Here is a 14898-nt window from a genome sequence, read left to right as displayed (position 1 = left end):
TCGTTCATAAGGCTGATGAACGACAAACCAAAGCGAGAAAGCAGGTGAAATGTCGTTCATAAGGTTGATGAACGACAAACCAAAGTGAGAAAGCAATTGAAATGTCGTTCATAAGGTTGATGAACGACATTACAGAGTGAGAAAGCAATTGAAATGTCGTTCATAAGGTTGATGAACGACAATCCAGAGTGAGAAAGCAATTGGAATGTCGTTCATAGCGTTGATGAACGACAAACCAGAGTGAGAAAGCAGGTGAAATGTCAATCATAGCGCCAATGAACGACAAACCAAAAGTCAAAAGCGATCAAATTGTCGTTCATCGCACTATTTCAAAAATATATCTACTTAAGCAACCCCTTAATAAACCGCGAAGGTGCGGCTTTTCGTCCTCGGCGATAGGATGGAACAGATAGGTATAGGTGTTCTTTTGCTCTTGTCATCGCGACATATAGCAAGCGTCTTTCTTCTTCGAGAAATTCATATTTTTCTTTTCTGGCAGATTCAAGGGCGAAGTCATGTGGTAGTGCTCCATCCACAACGCCTAATACGTACACATATTTAAATTCCAAGCCTTTGGAGCGGTGAATCGTCATCAGTTGAACTCCGGAATTGTCTTTATTTCCTTTCAAAGCTTGCTGAGTTACGGTCATGTGATCAATATGTTGAAGAAAATCTGGGATGGTTAAAAATTTCTTTGCGACAACTTTTAGGTCATTCAAGTCATCTGAGCCTTTTTCCATCGTATTTCCTTCGTTTCCTTGCTTTTTAAGATAATCAGTAAAGCCCAGTTCTTTTTCGATAATCGTTAGTGCTGTCAACGGCTTCTCATTTTTTAGAGAGCTGATTCTTGGGATGATCTTGTTAAGCTTTGATTTTTGAAAGTTCGGCAAACCATTCACGTGCAACAATGCTTCAACAAGGGAGCAATCATGTAAAATGCTCAAAGCCTTTACATCGTTCACAACGGATTGCTTTAAAAATAGTGCCCGAATAAGTTCGGCAATCGCTGTTGAATCATCTGCATTCATACTTAATCGCAAATAGGAAAGCATACTACGAACCATTTTTCTTTCATAAAAAGAAGATTGTCCATTTTCCATCGTAAAAGGAATGCTTGATTGCACGAAGCGTTCAAACACAGCTCGTCCACCGGTATGAGTTCGGTACAAAACAGCAAACTCATCAGGAGCTGCTCCCTCTTCAATTTTTTCCTTCATATCTTGTAGAATCATCGTTGCCTCTTCTTCCTCATCATATGGAAAAAAGGTAACAGGTAAGTGCTCTGATTGATACTGAGCAATCATGCTCTTACTTAAGCGATGTTTGTTTTTTGAAATAACCTCATTGGCTGTTGATACGATCTCGTGATCTGATCGGTAGTTAGAGGATAGGTGAATCACTTTGGCATCAGGATATTCCTGCTTGAAGTCCAAAATAAAAGAAGGCTGACTTCCTCTAAAACTATAAATCGTTTGATCATCATCGCCAACTCCACATAAATTTCTTGTGTGGTTTGAGAGGAGTTGAATGAGCCTATATTGAATAGGATTAATATCTTGAAACTCATCAATAAGAAAATACTGAAAACGATTTTGATAAGCTTTAAGAATATCGGGATTTTCCTTTAGAAGTTGATAGCAATGAACAAGCATGTCATCAAAATCAAATTGACCTCGTTGTAGCTTTTGATCCTCATATGCCCGATAAAGAGTTAATGCTGTTTGTTCCCATTCATCTGCTGGGTGAATATCATTCACTGACTTCATTGTGTTTTTCCAAAAACCAATTTGTTGAATGGCTTGGTCGAATGGAAAATCCTTCTCATCAATACCTAGCTCTCTACACGAATTTTTTAAATAAACTTCTTTTTGCCAATCCCATTTTAAAAGGTTTTGGCCGTTCCACTTATCGCGATTGTGATGAAGTAGGATTTTGTAGAATATGCTATGAAAAGTACCAATCACGAGCTGATTTAACTGACTAACATGTAGTGATGAAGAAGCGGCGAGACGCTCATGCATTTCTCGTGCGGCTTTTGCTGTAAACGTAACAAGCATGATCGAAGTTGGTTGGATCTTTTTTTCTTCAATCATATAAAGAGCTCTTGTGGTAAGAACTCGGGTTTTACCACTACCAGCACCAGCTAAAATAAGCAGTGGTCCTTCAATTGTTGTCACAGCTTCCTTTTGTTCAATATCAAGAGGTATACCTACTATTGATGAAGGTGTTTTCACTTTTAATGTAAACGGTGTTCTTCCTTTAATGTATTTAGGCTGAAGCCACTTGATTACCTGTGGCTTTTCAACTGTTGCAACACTTCGGGATTTTGGTATGCGGAATCCGTTTTTTTCTTCATATAATAGTTCAGGCTCTTTTACCTGAACAGGCTGATCTGGGTAATACTCTTGAAACTGCTGCTGACAAGTTTCATTTCGTGTTTGATTGGAATGATAAAAATATGGAGATTTGCTTATTCCTAGATAAAATCGAACAGGCTGCCCACAACATTGACAGGTGACCTCTTCTTTTAAACAAGACTCATAGATTCGTTGATAATCTTCTCGAGGTAATTGAAGCAAGGAGATTGTAACATCTTTCAACTTTGCAGAATTCATAGTGACCCTCCTCCCATAAAATAGGATGCTAAAGCGTATGTATTTATAAAATAATAAAAAACAAACTTTCATAAGCGACAAAGTCTATCTTAACAGAATGACAACCGAACGAAAAGGTAAAAATACATGGTTTAACTTAACAAAAATAAGGGAATTTATGTAAGGGAGAGGTGACAAAGATGGGTTATATTTTACCAATTCAGCAAGATACATACACACAATACGCAAATCGATCGATCTCTGTACAACAACATTATTCACAAATCTTACCAACTTCTGCCATTAAGCTGAATCGAAACAATGAAGAAGAAAATTCACAACATCAGCAGAAATTTGCAGATATCTTAGAAGAAAAATTGAAGAAAAATAAATATTCCTCATCATTTACAGGAAAAGGTAAGCTCTTTAACGAATATGTGTAAAAAAACGTTTAAGAGGTAAAAAATGAATTTTATTCAACTTAACAATAGTTGCTACTATTTTCAAGGCGCAGTGAATATTGGGTATGTACGTAATGGAGAAAACGGCTTACTAATTGATGCTGGTATTGACAAACAAACGATGAAAAAAGTATTAAAAAAATTACAGGGTGACAATTTACCTGTAACTCATTTATTTGTTACACATGCTCATGCTGACCACTACGGTGGGGCAGAGCATTTACAATCCATTGTAGACGTTTATACGTACGCACCGAAACTCGAAGCGGCTATGCTTAGACATCCAATTATTGAACCACTCTATCTTTTTCAAGGAAATAAGCCATTGCCTGAAATGAGAAATAAATTTTTAGAAGGTAAGCCAATAAGGGTTGATGAAGAAATTGAGCAAGCAACCTATCCTTTTGGCGACACTTTTTTTCAATGCTATTCCTTGCCAGGGCACAGCATCAATCAACATGGCCTACTTATTGATAAAGTCCTATATGCTGCTGATGCTTATTTTGCAGAAGAGCAGTTACATAAACATAAAATTCCATTCATTATTGATGCAAAGGATACATTGGAATCTCTTTCCAAACTTAAAAAAATAGATTGTGTTGGGGCTGTTCCTGGACATGGTTTGTTTGAAGAGGATTTTGTCAAAACAGTCGATGCAAACATTTCTTATCATCTTAAGTTAATGAATTCCATAAAGAGTGTCATACAAGAGCATGAAGCTGGTATTTATCATGATGAACTAGTAGCCGAGATTTGTACAAAGTGGGATATAGGAGATCTAAATGTTCCTTCATGGATGCTGTTTCGTACAGCAGTGACAGCTTACGTTACCATGCTTGTACAAGAAAATACGGCTGAACTCCTAATTAATAATCACCGGTTAATGATACGAGAGAACAAGAAAAGCTCCCACTAACTTAGAAGTGGGAGTTTGTTTGTTAGAAGGATTGAACATGTAAACCAGAACCCTCGAGCCACTCAGCATATAAAACTTCTTCTGTTCTGAAAATATTTTGCTGCTTTAACTGTTGCTCCAGCCAGTTGTAATTAAAGCCTGCTTCAACTAAATTTTGTTTAATCACTTTCCCATCACTTATGATTGTAATTGGGATATATACTTTTTTCAGATTCACTTGGAGATCAGGTTTCGTTGGGTTTTCATATTCTGCTTTTTTTAGAATACTGACCGTACCATCTGTTTCTAGAACAGCATATTCTAGCTCTCTTATTGAGAAAACGCCTTTTGCTCGAATCAAATGTTGTAGCTGGTTAATATCAAGCTTACATTTTTTTAAGCTTTCTCTTAATATTTTACCTTCTTGAATAATAATCGTCGGCTTTCCTTCAAGAAGTCCACGCGATTTACTCCACTTTTGCGTAATTAGCTCCAAAATAAAGATTAATAATCCCCATACAGCCACTGCATAAATTACCCGTGAGATTCCAACCTCATCATCAAAAATGGCATTTCCAACAAGTTCACCAAGTACAAGTGCAGAGATAAAGTCAAACGTTGTAATTTGGGTAATTTGTGTTTTACCTAATATTTTTGTAATGATGAAAAGTGCAATAAAGCCAAAAACTAATTCAATTGTAATTTGTCCAAACTCCATGCTAGATACCCCCGTTCACGATCCATATGATTAGGATAATCGTACATGTCGTTTTTATGCAAAATCGATGAGATAGTATGTGATTTAAATAAAATGGGTAGTTTTTGTTAACACTATTGGATAATATTTTCTCTATTTAAGGGGGTACACAGATGTCTCACAATTCAACTCAGCTTACCTCAACAGAGATTGCTTCTCTTTGGACATCCTATATGAATGACACAATGGTGGCGACGATGTTATCGCATATGCTTCAGTACATAGAAGATCCCGACATAAAAGCAGGTGTAGAGCTGGCTTATAATATGGCGGTTAAAAATGTTCACTTTTTAAAGGAACTATTTCAACAAGAACAATTTGCCATACCGAATGGCTTTACAGAGGATGATGTTAATACTAGCGCACCTCGTTTGTATTCTGATACGTTTTGTTTAACATATGTAAATCATATGGCCAAAGTGGGGATGCTCGCTTACGGTGGTTTCTTATCAATGAGTGTTCGACTGGATGTAAGAGAATTCTTTACGAATGCAATAAATGAAACAGCCACATTATATAACTCTACTCTCGAAATAGCTGTTTCTAAAGGATTCTTTGTAAGAGCCCCTTATATTGGCGTTCCGGAAGAAACAGACTATGTGGATACAAAAAAATATTTAGGCGGGTTAAATCCATTTACCGGTAAACGACCTTTAAACGCTATTGAAATATCTCATTTATATATGAATATTCAAACGAACTCTATTGGAGCTAAGCTATGCTTGAGCTTTGGTCAAACCTCCCAAAACAAAGAAATACAAGAATTTATGTTAAGAGGAAGCGAAATTTCAAAAAAACATGTGATGCTGTTTACAGAGGCATTAGATGAAAGTGACTTGATTGCACCTGGCTCTCCTGATGTATGTGTAAGCTATTCCACAACCCAAACATACTCAGATAAAATTATGATGTTTCATATGTCTCTACTTAGTGCAGCAGGAACAGGGAATTATGCTACTGCCGCAGCGGCAAGTCAGAGAACAGATTTAGCTGTGAATTATGAAAGATTGTCTGCTGAAATTGCTCAATTTGCAAAAAGTGGAGCAGATATTATGATCAAAAATAACTGGTTGGAGCAGCCACCTGGGTTAAAGGATCGGGAGAAATTGGTGAAGAAAGAAGGAATGTAAACTTCTGATTTAACCTACAGAGAATTTATTAAGTATTCGGTTTTCGAGTATAAAAGCTTAATTAGAAAACAAATAAGCAGCCCAATTCGAAATTGATTTGGGCTCCACCTTTTGTTGCTTATCTTTGCTTTCCTTTCAACAGGAAGATAAAAGTTAGTGTCTGTGTGCGAGTTTGTTTGCTAAATTAATTAGAGATTGATGTACTGAAAGTAAAAGGATTTTTGATATTTAAGACTCTGATGATGCTATTCATTGTTTCTTTTTTGGTGGAGGTATAGGAATAGATAGGCGGAGAAATTCCGGTTAAGTTAGATAGTAGGTGCTTAAAAAGCTGATATAAGGGGAAATATTCCGGTTAACTTCTCTATATTGAACCAAATCTAAAGATTTGGTTCATATAAGCGGAAAAACTCCCCTTATTTTGTGAGGAATGTTGGTATTTTCGAATTTAAACGGAATTTTTACGTTTATTTATCATGTTTAGTGAAAACACAACTACAGGTGCAAAATAATGTGAAAAATGCTTGGAGACACAATGTTCCAAGCATTTGTACTATTAAGTTCGAATGTACGGTTATTTCTAATTTGGTACTTCAAAACCGTCCCCACAGAGGACATTCTCTGTGGGTCTTCTTATTGCTGTTTAATCATCGTTACATGAGGAATGCCTGCATCCATAAATTCATCTGATACAACCTCATAACCTAATTTTTCATAAAAAGGTATCGCATGTGTTTGCGCGTTCAGCTTGAATTTAGTAACTCCCTGCTCTGACGCAATCTTTTCTAATTTAGATACAATTTTACGACCTGCACCAGTTCCACGAGTTGTTGATAGCACGCAAATTCTTTCAATTTTACCTATACCATCAAGTACGCGTACTCGACCTGCACCTGCTGGTTTTTCTTGATCATCATATAAAACAACATGTGTTGCTTCATCTTCATATTGGTCAATTTCCTCTTCTTCAGGGACATTTTGTTCATCTACGAACACAATTTTTCTTACTGTGAATGCATCTTCTAGTTCATCTCTTGTTGCTACTTGTTTTATTTCCAATTATTCGCTTTCCTTTCCAAGTAAAAATGTTTCATAAACAGTCCAAGAACCGTTCTCTAGTTGATATAAAAGGTGGAAGCGGTCAATAACTTCCTCGTGGTGAATATCGAGCATTTTAATGCTGCCAAGAACATCTGAATGTTCATCATCTGAAAGATTTTGTCCGAGTGTAATATGAGGGACAAAAGCATATTCAGGCTGACTGCTTAATGAACCTGTATGTAAATTTTCATGAAGAGCTTGAAGCTCATCAGTTGGATCTACTTTTAAATAAATCACGTTGTTTACAGGTGCAAAAGAGCTAACCTTTTTAATTGAAATTTTGATTGGTTCACTTGCGTCAGCTACTTTACGAAGTTCCTTCGCAATAACCTTTATTTCTTCGTCTTCTGCTTCAAAAGCCGTTTTTAATGTAACATGTGGTGGCACTAATGCGTAGTGAGTATCGTATCGTTTACGATAAGAATTCACTAAGTCCTGCAATTTTTTTGATGGAAAAAGGGCGATTCCGTATTTCATGATATTCCCTCCTAAACAGTTCATTATAGTTTTAGTATAGCAAATTTTTAAAAATAAACATATGTACGATGTTATTCGAACATAAGCTTGAGTATAGGTGTTAAAGCTGGCTGCCAATACTTCCAAGTATGATCCCCATCAAACTCTTCATACGTATATGAAAAACCCTTTTCAGACATCAATTGGGACAGCTGTCGATTCGGTGTAAGAAAGTCTTGAATGATACCATCAGTAGTTCGTACCTCTGTTTCTTTCTTGCCAATTTGATGATAAATCATAGGTTTTGAGGAAGAATCAAATTCTTCAACAGCATTCATGACATCTTCATTTACAAGAGGTGATTGAAGAATGAGCTTTCCAAAAGTGTTAGGATACGATAAGCCTGTTAATAAGGAAACGGTTGCTCCTAAAGAATCACCAATTAACGCACGACCAAAGCCGATTTGGTATGTTGGAAATTCGGAATCGAGATATGGTACTAATTCATGCGCAAGAAAACGTACATACTGCCTAAACTTACTACCATTCGGATGGTATTTTTCTTTTCTGTCATGAACATCTTTATAAGGAATGCCAATAACGATCACATCTTCTATTTCTTCATCTTTAACTAGAGCCTCGACTTGTCTACCAACACGACCGAGTTTAAAGTAATCCTGACCATCTTGTGCAATCAATAAACTATACTTATATAATGGAGAATAATTCTCTGGAAGATAAATGAGCAATGTTAGTTCTTCCTGAAGTGCTTCTGAATAAAAGGAGTGCTCCTTAATAATACCTGTTTGCTTACTCATGATTACCCCTCCTAAAACAAGTATGAAACCCCTTTTATTTTAACACGCAACGATTCATTCATCCTTAAAAAAGCATAATTATTATGTTTCCTGAGAAAAAAATGTTTAAAAATGTCGGACAAGGGTATTTTCCAAGTAAGACCTATTAATAAAAGTGAGAGGAGAATCACAAATGAAAAAATCAAGCAAAGTGGTTTTATCCGGTGTTGCACTATCCACAATAGGGGTTACATCTTACTTATTAAAGGAAGAAAAAAGAAAGAACAAATTCATCTCTTCCATGCAAATGATGAAAAATAAAGCCATTAATTCGATGAATAAAGACAAACAGGTTATGGAGAAATCTGGACACCCGGATCCACATGATATTGAAGATAATACGATGGTAGCTGAAGGTTCTATGTATGCTGTTAATTATTATGATGAAAAGAAGAAATAACTTAAACAAGGCCGACTTACATGTCGGTCTTTTATTTTGGTGAAAATCAGGGAAATACTAATTTTTCCATTGACTTATTTCCCAAACCTACTATAATAAGTAAATCCGATAAAACAGATATGAATTAAAAAAGTAGGTGATATCAGTGTTTTTATCCATAAATAATGTTAATAAACAATTCAAAAACCGTGATAACAAAGAAGAAACGGTTTTAACAAATATAGATTTACAAGTGAAAGAAGGAGAATTTGTTTCGATCCTTGGTCCTTCAGGATGTGGAAAATCAACTTTGCTTTCCATCGTTGCAGGCTTAACACAGGCAACTTCTGGTGAGCTTGTTTTGCAAGGGAAAAAACTAAAAGGACCTGGTAAAGAACGCGGCATGGTATTCCAACAAGCTGCATTATTTCCATGGTTAACGGTAGAAGAAAATGTGATGTTTCCTCTTCGCAAGGAGCTTTCCAAGAAAGAAGCACAAGAAAGGGCTCATAAATTTTTATCTCTTGTGCAATTAAGTCCGTATGCAAAGCATTCACCACATGAGCTTTCAGGAGGGATGCAGCAGCGTGTCTCCATAGCGAGAGCACTAGCGATGGATCCAGCTCTATTACTAATGGATGAGCCATTCGGTGCGCTTGATGAACAAACACGCTCAAGACTTCATGAAGTCTTGGAAGAAGTGTTTTTAGAAACGAAAAAAACCATTCTTTTCGTTACACATAGCATTCATGAAGCATTAAAGCTTTCTGACAGAATTGTCGTCATGGGAACACAGCCAGGCCGAATTGTTGATATTATTGAGCTTGACTTTCCTCGTCCACGTGAACAAGCGCGAGAGGAGCTATTAGCTTACGAAGAACGAATTAAGAATTTATTAAAAACAGAAATAGATAAAGTAATAGAAAAGGAGCAGAAATATGCAGCCAGTCGTTAAACGAATCCTTTTTTACGTCATTCTTTTAACTGTATGGCAGGCTACGGTAAAGCTTCTTGATGTTTCCGTTGCAATATTCCCTGCCCCTACAGATGTTTTCAATTCATTGTATACAGGCTTTTTAGATTTAACACTTGTCTATGACCTAGTCGCAAGCTTCAAAAGACTTGCGATTGGATTAGTAATTGCATTAATCTTAGGACTTATTTTAGGAGTAGCTTTAGCTAAATCCAAAACACTTGATGAAACATTAGGTTCATTAATTATCGCTTTACAGTCTGTACCAAGTATTGTTTGGTTACCTTTAGCGATCATGTGGTTCGGGTTAAATGAAGCAGCTGTTACGTTTATCGTCGTTTTAGGTGCAACACTTGTAATGACGATTAACATGAGAACAGGGATTAAAAATGTGCCACCACTTTATATAAAAGCAGCACAAACGATGGATTATAAAGGCTTGAGCCTGTTCTGGAAGGTCATGATTCCAGCATCTATCCCTTATGTTGTAACAGGAATAAGACTTGCTTGGGCATTTGCATGGAGAGCATTAATGGCAGCTGAATTATTAAGTACAGGCCCAGGCCTTGGGTATAAGTTAAAGTTCGCATCAGATTTTGGTGATATGAGCTTAGTTCTCGCCATTATGATCATGATAATGGTCATTGGTGTTATTGTAGATTTACTCTTTTTCCAACGTATTGAGAAAAACGTTATGAAAAAATGGGGTTTAGATAATTAAGGTACTTTTTTAATAAGTCATTGGTGTGTCGCCAATCGGATTCTAGCTTCAAGCGTAAAAATATTATTTTTAACTAATAATCATAATTTTAATTGGAGGTTACATCATGAGAAAAGGACTTTTATTTGCACTTATTTCGATTTTATTAGTAGGTGTCCTTGCAGCTTGTGGAACTGGTGAATCATCAAATACAAGCGGTAGCGGTAGTACAGAAGAGGTAGTGATTGGATATTTTCCAAACATTGACCACGTACCAGCTATGATTTCTAGAGAAAAAGGGTATTATGAAGAAGCTCTTGGAGAAAACGTAAAAGTAACATACAAAACGTTCCCAGACGGAGCAGCATTTATGACGGCTTTAAAAACAGGTGAAATACAAGCAGGACTAGTAGGACCAGGTCCAGTAATGAACAACTATGCTAATGGAGCTGATGTGAAAATTATTGCAGGTGCATCTTCAGGTGGTACAGTAGTTGTTGCATCAGCTAAAAGTGGTGTTCAATCAGTTGAGGATGTTTCAGGTAAAACGTTCATCACACCTGGTGTAGGTTGCACACATGATGTTCAAATGGAAACATTTCTTAAAGATTTAGGAATTACATCAGCACGTATCGGTGGAACTCTTAAACATGTAACAGGAAACCCAGCTCAATACGGAGCAATGTTCGAATCAGGTAAAGTAGATTTAGCTGCTGTTCCAGAGCCATGGGCATCACAATTAGTTAATGATGGTGCAAAAATCATTGTTGATACAGATGAAATTTCATACGGTACAACATTACCTAATACAGTGTTAGTAACAAGCGGGAAGCTAATTGAAGAAAATAAAGAACTTGTAGCTAATATCGTTAAAGCGCATGAGCAAGGCGTTAACTTTATTAACGAAAATCCCGAAGAAGCACGTGATATCGCGATTAAAGCAATCAAAGACATCACAGATCAAGAATTAGACCCAGCGATCGTTGATAGCGCGTGGGAGCGTGTAACATACACAACAGAAGTAAACGCAGATGTTGTTCAAGAATTTGCAAACTCTTCATATGAATTAAAATTCCTAAAAGAAAAGCCAGAATTCGGTGATCTAATCGACACTTCATTCTTAATGAAGTAGGAATCTATCGTGAAAAATATACGATCAATTGTTATTGCTGTTTTAGCGTTGGTAGGCTGTTCTCAGTCTATCAACCTAGAAGAGCATTTTTCATTAAATGGAACTGTAGAGCCACTAGAAGCCGTAAATCAAAACGGAGAAGCTGTAAAGATGTCTGACTACGAAGAGAAGGTCTGGGTAGCGACGTTTATTTTTACAAATTGTGATACTGTCTGCTCTCCAATGACTGCTCACATTGCGACACTTCAAGAGCAGTTACAAGATGAAAAAATAGAAGCAGAATTAGTTTCCTTCAGCATTGACCCTGAACATGATACACCAGAAGTATTAAAAAAGTTTGGAGATCAATTTGGTGCGGATTATAAAACTTGGAACTTTTTAACAGGCTATGACCAAGCGGACATTGAATCTTTTACTAATATAAGTTTCTTAGCACCCGCTGCAAAGCTCGAAGGCTCAACTCAATATGTACACAGTACTTCGATTTTTCTCATGAAAGGCAGTCAAATTCTAGAACAATACGATGGAGTATCTAACGTACCATTTGAAAAAATAATCGAAGATATCAAACTATTACAATAATTCTATTGCATTCTCCACTTGAATAAGGTACAGTAATAAAAAGTTAAACATTTTAAAAATTTCATATATTTCTTATCAAGAGAGGCAGAGGGACTGGCCCTATGAAGCCTCAGCAACCGGTTCATAACGAGTGAAGATCTGGTGGATTGATGATAGATAAACTCTAAGTAAGTTTTTCACAGCACCGACAGGAAATGAAAAATGAATGGAACAAAGTGCTCTTGTTTGTAACAGGCATTTTTCATTTTCTGTCGAGGTTTGCAGAGCAAGCCGCAAGCACTTGCGTGCTGTGAAAAAGCTATACAACACTAATTATGAGTTTACTTATTAACAACACCATACAAAGACTTCTGCGAGTGCCAAGGTGCTAAATCCAGCAAGCCACACCAGCTTTATGCTTGAGAGATAAGAAGAAGCGCACTTAACGACACAGTCTTCTTCTTAACGAGGAAGACTTTTTATTTTGCTTTTTTTAAAACATGTACGCTTTCTCTCATGTACATATTGTTAAATTTAAATCTTAGGAGTGACAAACATGAGCAAAAGAATTGAAACGAAATTAGCACAAATCGGAAACCGCAGTGAAAATGTTACAGGTACAGTTAACCCGCCAATTTATTTATCAACAGCCTATCGTCATGCAGGAATTGGAGAATCTACTGGATTTGATTATATCCGTACAGGAAATCCTACAAGACTTTTAGTCGAAAAAGCAATCGCAGACCTTGAGCATGGCGACCGTGGCTTTGCCTTCAGCTCAGGAATGGCCGCGATTCAAACAATTATGGCCCTCTTCCAAAGCGGAGACGAACTGATCGTTTCTTCTGACCTTTACGGTGGAACATACCGCCTCTTTGAAAGAGAATGGAGAAAATATGGATTATCATTTCAATATGATGATTTCACAAATCCCGTTGAAACGGAAAAATTGATTAATGATAATACAAAGGCTCTATTCATTGAAACGCCTACAAACCCATTAATGCAGGAAGCCGACATTAAAGAACTAGTAGCAGTTGCAAAAAAGCATAACATACTCGTGATTGTTGATAACACTTTCTATACACCACTTCTTCAAACGCCAATCTTAGACGGAGCGGATATTGTGATCCATAGTGCCACGAAATATTTAGGAGGACACAACGATGTTCTTGCAGGCTTGGTTGTAACAAAAGGTCAGGAATTAAGTGATGAATTCTTCCAACATCAAAACGCAATCGGTGCAGTTTTATCCCCATTTGATTCTTGGTTATTAATGAGAGGGATGAAAACTTTATCCCTTCGTATGAGACAGCATCAAGAAAATGCTCAAAAGGTAGCGGCATTTTTAGAAGAGCATGAAGCTGTACTTGATGTACTGTATCCTGGTAAGGGTGGAATGCTTTCATTCCGTTTACAAGATGAAGCATGGGTAAATCCGTTCCTGAAAAACTTGAAAACAATTACTTTTGCAGAAAGTCTAGGTGGAATCGAAAGCTTCATTACGTATCCAGCTACGCAAACACATATGGATATTCCTGAAGAGATTCGAATCGCAAATGGTGTCTGTAACAAGCTGCTACGTTTTTCAGTAGGTGTTGAGCATGCAGAAGATATTATTGAAGATTTAACACAAGCATTTCATGCAATGAAAGGAGCGGAAGCAGTTGAGCAATCATGATTGGTCATTTCAAACAAAGCTACTTCATAACGAGTCAAAGGTTGATCGTGGCACAGGATCGGTAAGTGTGCCGATTCATCATTCCTCTACTTTTCATCAATTTGATATTGATGAATTTGGGAAATATGATTATGCACGCTCAGGAAATCCCACGCGTGAAGCGTTGGAAAGTGCGATTGCGGAGCTAGAAGGTGGATCTCGTGGATTGGCGTTCTCTTCTGGTATGGCAGCTATTTCTACCGCGTTTTTATTGTTATCACAAGGAGATCATGTACTTGTAACAGAGGACGTGTATGGTGGAACTTTCCGTATTATTACAGATGTTTTAACTCGATTTGGGATTGAGCATACATTTGTAGATATGACAGATCTTCATCAAGTTGCGTCTGAGATTCGTCCGAATACGAAGGTGATTTATATGGAAACACCTTCGAATCCGTTGTTAAAAGTAACGGATATTAAGGGGATTGTGAATCTGGCGAAGGCAAATAACTGCTTAACCTTCTTAGATAATACATTTTTAACACCTGAGTTGCAGCGACCTTTGGAGTTAGGCGTGGATGTGGTATTACACAGTGCAACGAAGTTTTTAGCGGGGCATAGTGATGTACTTGCAGGTCTTGCTGTTGTGAAGGATCCTGAGCTGGGAGACCGCTTGTATAAATTGCAAAATGCATTTGGTGCCGTTCTTGGTGTGCAGGACGCATGGTTAGTTCTTCGTGGTTTAAAGACATTGCATGTACGCTTACAGCAGTCTCAAGCATCTGCTTTAAAAATAGCTGAATTTTTAGCGGAGCATCCGAAGGTAGAAGAGGTGTATTATCCAGGCTTGAGCTACCACCCAGGTCATGAAACACAAAACTATCAAGCAGATGGACCAGGGGCAGTGTTGTCCTTTAAATTAGCTGACGCAGCGGCGGTTAAGACATTGGTTGAAAATGTGGAGCTTCCAGTGTTTGCGGTTAGCTTAGGTGCAGTGGAATCGATCTTATCGTATCCTGCGAAAATGTCACATGCAGCAATGCCTCCGGAAGAGCGTGAAAAGCGTGGCATTTCAGATGGATTGTTGAGATTAAGTGTTGGACTTGAGAAGGTTGAGGATTTAATGAAAGACTTTGCTGCAGCTTTGGAGAAGGTGCCTGCTGGTGCAAAAAAGAATGTGAATGTGTAAATTTGAGAGCTGACTCTATGTGGAGTCAGTTTTTTTGTGGGGTGCGTGTC

At 37.3% G+C, this 14898-nt stretch carries 15 protein-coding genes and 1 riboswitch; of the genes, 10 read left to right on the top strand and 5 right to left on the bottom strand.

Going from position 1 to position 14898, the window contains the following annotated elements; all coding sequences use genetic code 11:
- Positions 1 to 341: 341 nt before the first annotated feature.
- Positions 342 to 2615 (bottom strand): ATP-dependent helicase, encoded by a 2274-nt coding sequence (locus tag ACEWK1_RS05985; protein WP_212136164.1) that lies wholly within the window; start codon positions 2613 to 2615, stop codon positions 342 to 344.
- Positions 2616 to 2794: 179 nt separating this feature from the next.
- On the opposite strand from ACEWK1_RS05985, the gene ACEWK1_RS05980 reads away from it, so the two are divergent.
- Both ACEWK1_RS05980 and ACEWK1_RS05975 read left to right on the top strand, forming a co-directional pair.
- Complete coding sequence (locus tag ACEWK1_RS05980) at positions 2795 to 3037, top strand: hypothetical protein (protein ID WP_212136165.1); 243 nt, start codon at positions 2795 to 2797, stop codon at positions 3035 to 3037.
- 22 nt (positions 3038 to 3059) lie between these two features.
- Entirely contained in the window at positions 3060 to 3971 is a 912-nt protein-coding gene (locus ACEWK1_RS05975) for an MBL fold metallo-hydrolase (protein ID WP_212136166.1), read from the top strand.
- Between the two features lie 22 nt (positions 3972 to 3993).
- Here the strand turns inward: ACEWK1_RS05975 and ACEWK1_RS05970 are convergent, their stop codons facing one another.
- Positions 3994 to 4668: a YetF domain-containing protein gene (locus ACEWK1_RS05970; RefSeq protein WP_212136167.1), complete on the bottom strand. Its 675-nt coding sequence runs from the start codon at positions 4666 to 4668 to the stop codon at positions 3994 to 3996.
- Between the two features lie 152 nt (positions 4669 to 4820).
- Between ACEWK1_RS05970 and ACEWK1_RS05965 the strand changes: the two genes are divergently transcribed.
- Positions 4821 to 5837, top strand: coding sequence for a DUF3231 family protein (locus ACEWK1_RS05965; protein WP_212136168.1), 1017 nt, complete (start codon positions 4821 to 4823; stop codon positions 5835 to 5837).
- A gap of 633 nt (positions 5838 to 6470) precedes the next feature.
- Here ACEWK1_RS05965 and ACEWK1_RS05960 read toward each other — a convergent pair.
- The 3 genes from ACEWK1_RS05960 to ACEWK1_RS05950 form a co-directional block, all read right to left on the bottom strand.
- Positions 6471 to 6896, bottom strand: a complete 426-nt coding sequence (locus tag ACEWK1_RS05960; protein WP_212136169.1) for a GNAT family N-acetyltransferase — start codon at positions 6894 to 6896, stop codon at positions 6471 to 6473.
- Positions 6897 to 7415, bottom strand: coding sequence for a YjcG family protein (locus tag ACEWK1_RS05955; protein ID WP_212136170.1), 519 nt, complete (start codon positions 7413 to 7415; stop codon positions 6897 to 6899).
- 71 nt (positions 7416 to 7486) lie between these two features.
- A complete protein-coding gene (locus tag ACEWK1_RS05950) occupies positions 7487 to 8212 on the bottom strand; it encodes an alpha/beta hydrolase (protein WP_121664762.1) in 726 nt (241 codons plus the stop codon).
- 172 nt (positions 8213 to 8384) lie between these two features.
- Between ACEWK1_RS05950 and ACEWK1_RS05945 the strand changes: the two genes are divergently transcribed.
- The 7 genes from ACEWK1_RS05945 to metC all read left to right on the top strand — a co-directional run bounded on the left by ACEWK1_RS05945 (position 8385) and on the right by metC (position 14848).
- On the top strand, positions 8385 to 8651 hold the full coding sequence (locus tag ACEWK1_RS05945) for a hypothetical protein (RefSeq protein ID WP_212136171.1): 267 nt from the start codon (positions 8385 to 8387) through the stop codon (positions 8649 to 8651).
- 145 nt (positions 8652 to 8796) lie between these two features.
- Complete coding sequence (locus ACEWK1_RS05940; RefSeq protein WP_212136172.1) at positions 8797 to 9585, top strand: ABC transporter ATP-binding protein; 789 nt, start codon at positions 8797 to 8799, stop codon at positions 9583 to 9585.
- On the top strand, positions 9569 to 10324 hold the full coding sequence (locus ACEWK1_RS05935) for an ABC transporter permease (RefSeq protein WP_212136173.1): 756 nt from the start codon (positions 9569 to 9571) through the stop codon (positions 10322 to 10324). The genes ACEWK1_RS05940 and ACEWK1_RS05935 overlap by 17 nt, the downstream gene beginning before the upstream one ends.
- A gap of 106 nt (positions 10325 to 10430) precedes the next feature.
- On the top strand, positions 10431 to 11435 hold the full coding sequence (locus ACEWK1_RS05930; protein WP_212136174.1) for an aliphatic sulfonate ABC transporter substrate-binding protein: 1005 nt from the start codon (positions 10431 to 10433) through the stop codon (positions 11433 to 11435).
- A 9-nt stretch (positions 11436 to 11444) separates the two neighbouring features.
- Positions 11445 to 12017, top strand: coding sequence for an SCO family protein (locus tag ACEWK1_RS05925; RefSeq protein ID WP_251402302.1), 573 nt, complete (start codon positions 11445 to 11447; stop codon positions 12015 to 12017).
- Between the two features lie 69 nt (positions 12018 to 12086).
- Positions 12087 to 12429, top strand: a riboswitch (SAM riboswitch).
- Positions 12430 to 12552: 123 nt separating this feature from the next.
- Entirely contained in the window at positions 12553 to 13677 is a 1125-nt protein-coding gene (locus tag ACEWK1_RS05920) for a methionine biosynthesis PLP-dependent protein (protein ID WP_212136175.1), read from the top strand.
- Entirely contained in the window at positions 13664 to 14848 is a 1185-nt protein-coding gene (metC, locus tag ACEWK1_RS05915; RefSeq protein ID WP_212136176.1) for a cystathionine beta-lyase, read from the top strand. Before ACEWK1_RS05920 ends, metC begins: the two co-directional genes overlap by 14 nt.
- Positions 14849 to 14898 lie beyond the last annotated feature (50 nt).

The sequence above is a fragment of the Metabacillus sp. YM-086 genome, from assembly GCF_048059995.1.
GTDB classification, from domain to species: Bacteria; Bacillota; Bacilli; order Bacillales; family Bacillaceae; genus Metabacillus; species Metabacillus litoralis_B.
Note: the sequence above shows the minus strand (reverse complement) of the source record. Positions and strands in the feature narration are given on the sequence as shown.

What these genes read in the sequence shown, in the direction of transcription:
- ACEWK1_RS05985 (WP_212136164.1), bottom strand. Translation starts at nt 2,615, where the DNA reads ATGAATTCTGCAAAGTTGAAAGATGTTACAATCTCCTTGCTTCAATTA.
- ACEWK1_RS05980 (WP_212136165.1), top strand. Translation starts at nt 2,795, where the DNA reads ATGGGTTATATTTTACCAATTCAGCAAGATACATACACACAATACGCA.
- ACEWK1_RS05975 (WP_212136166.1), top strand. Translation starts at nt 3,060, where the DNA reads ATGAATTTTATTCAACTTAACAATAGTTGCTACTATTTTCAAGGCGCA.
- ACEWK1_RS05970 (WP_212136167.1), bottom strand. Translation starts at nt 4,668, where the DNA reads ATGGAGTTTGGACAAATTACAATTGAATTAGTTTTTGGCTTTATTGCA.
- ACEWK1_RS05965 (WP_212136168.1), top strand. Translation starts at nt 4,821, where the DNA reads ATGTCTCACAATTCAACTCAGCTTACCTCAACAGAGATTGCTTCTCTT.
- ACEWK1_RS05955 (WP_212136170.1), bottom strand. Translation starts at nt 7,415, where the DNA reads ATGAAATACGGAATCGCCCTTTTTCCATCAAAAAAATTGCAGGACTTA.
- ACEWK1_RS05950 (WP_121664762.1), bottom strand. Translation starts at nt 8,212, where the DNA reads ATGAGTAAGCAAACAGGTATTATTAAGGAGCACTCCTTTTATTCAGAA.
- ACEWK1_RS05945 (WP_212136171.1), top strand. Translation starts at nt 8,385, where the DNA reads ATGAAAAAATCAAGCAAAGTGGTTTTATCCGGTGTTGCACTATCCACA.
- ACEWK1_RS05935 (WP_212136173.1), top strand. Translation starts at nt 9,569, where the DNA reads ATGCAGCCAGTCGTTAAACGAATCCTTTTTTACGTCATTCTTTTAACT.
- ACEWK1_RS05930 (WP_212136174.1), top strand. Translation starts at nt 10,431, where the DNA reads ATGAGAAAAGGACTTTTATTTGCACTTATTTCGATTTTATTAGTAGGT.
- ACEWK1_RS05920 (WP_212136175.1), top strand. Translation starts at nt 12,553, where the DNA reads ATGAGCAAAAGAATTGAAACGAAATTAGCACAAATCGGAAACCGCAGT.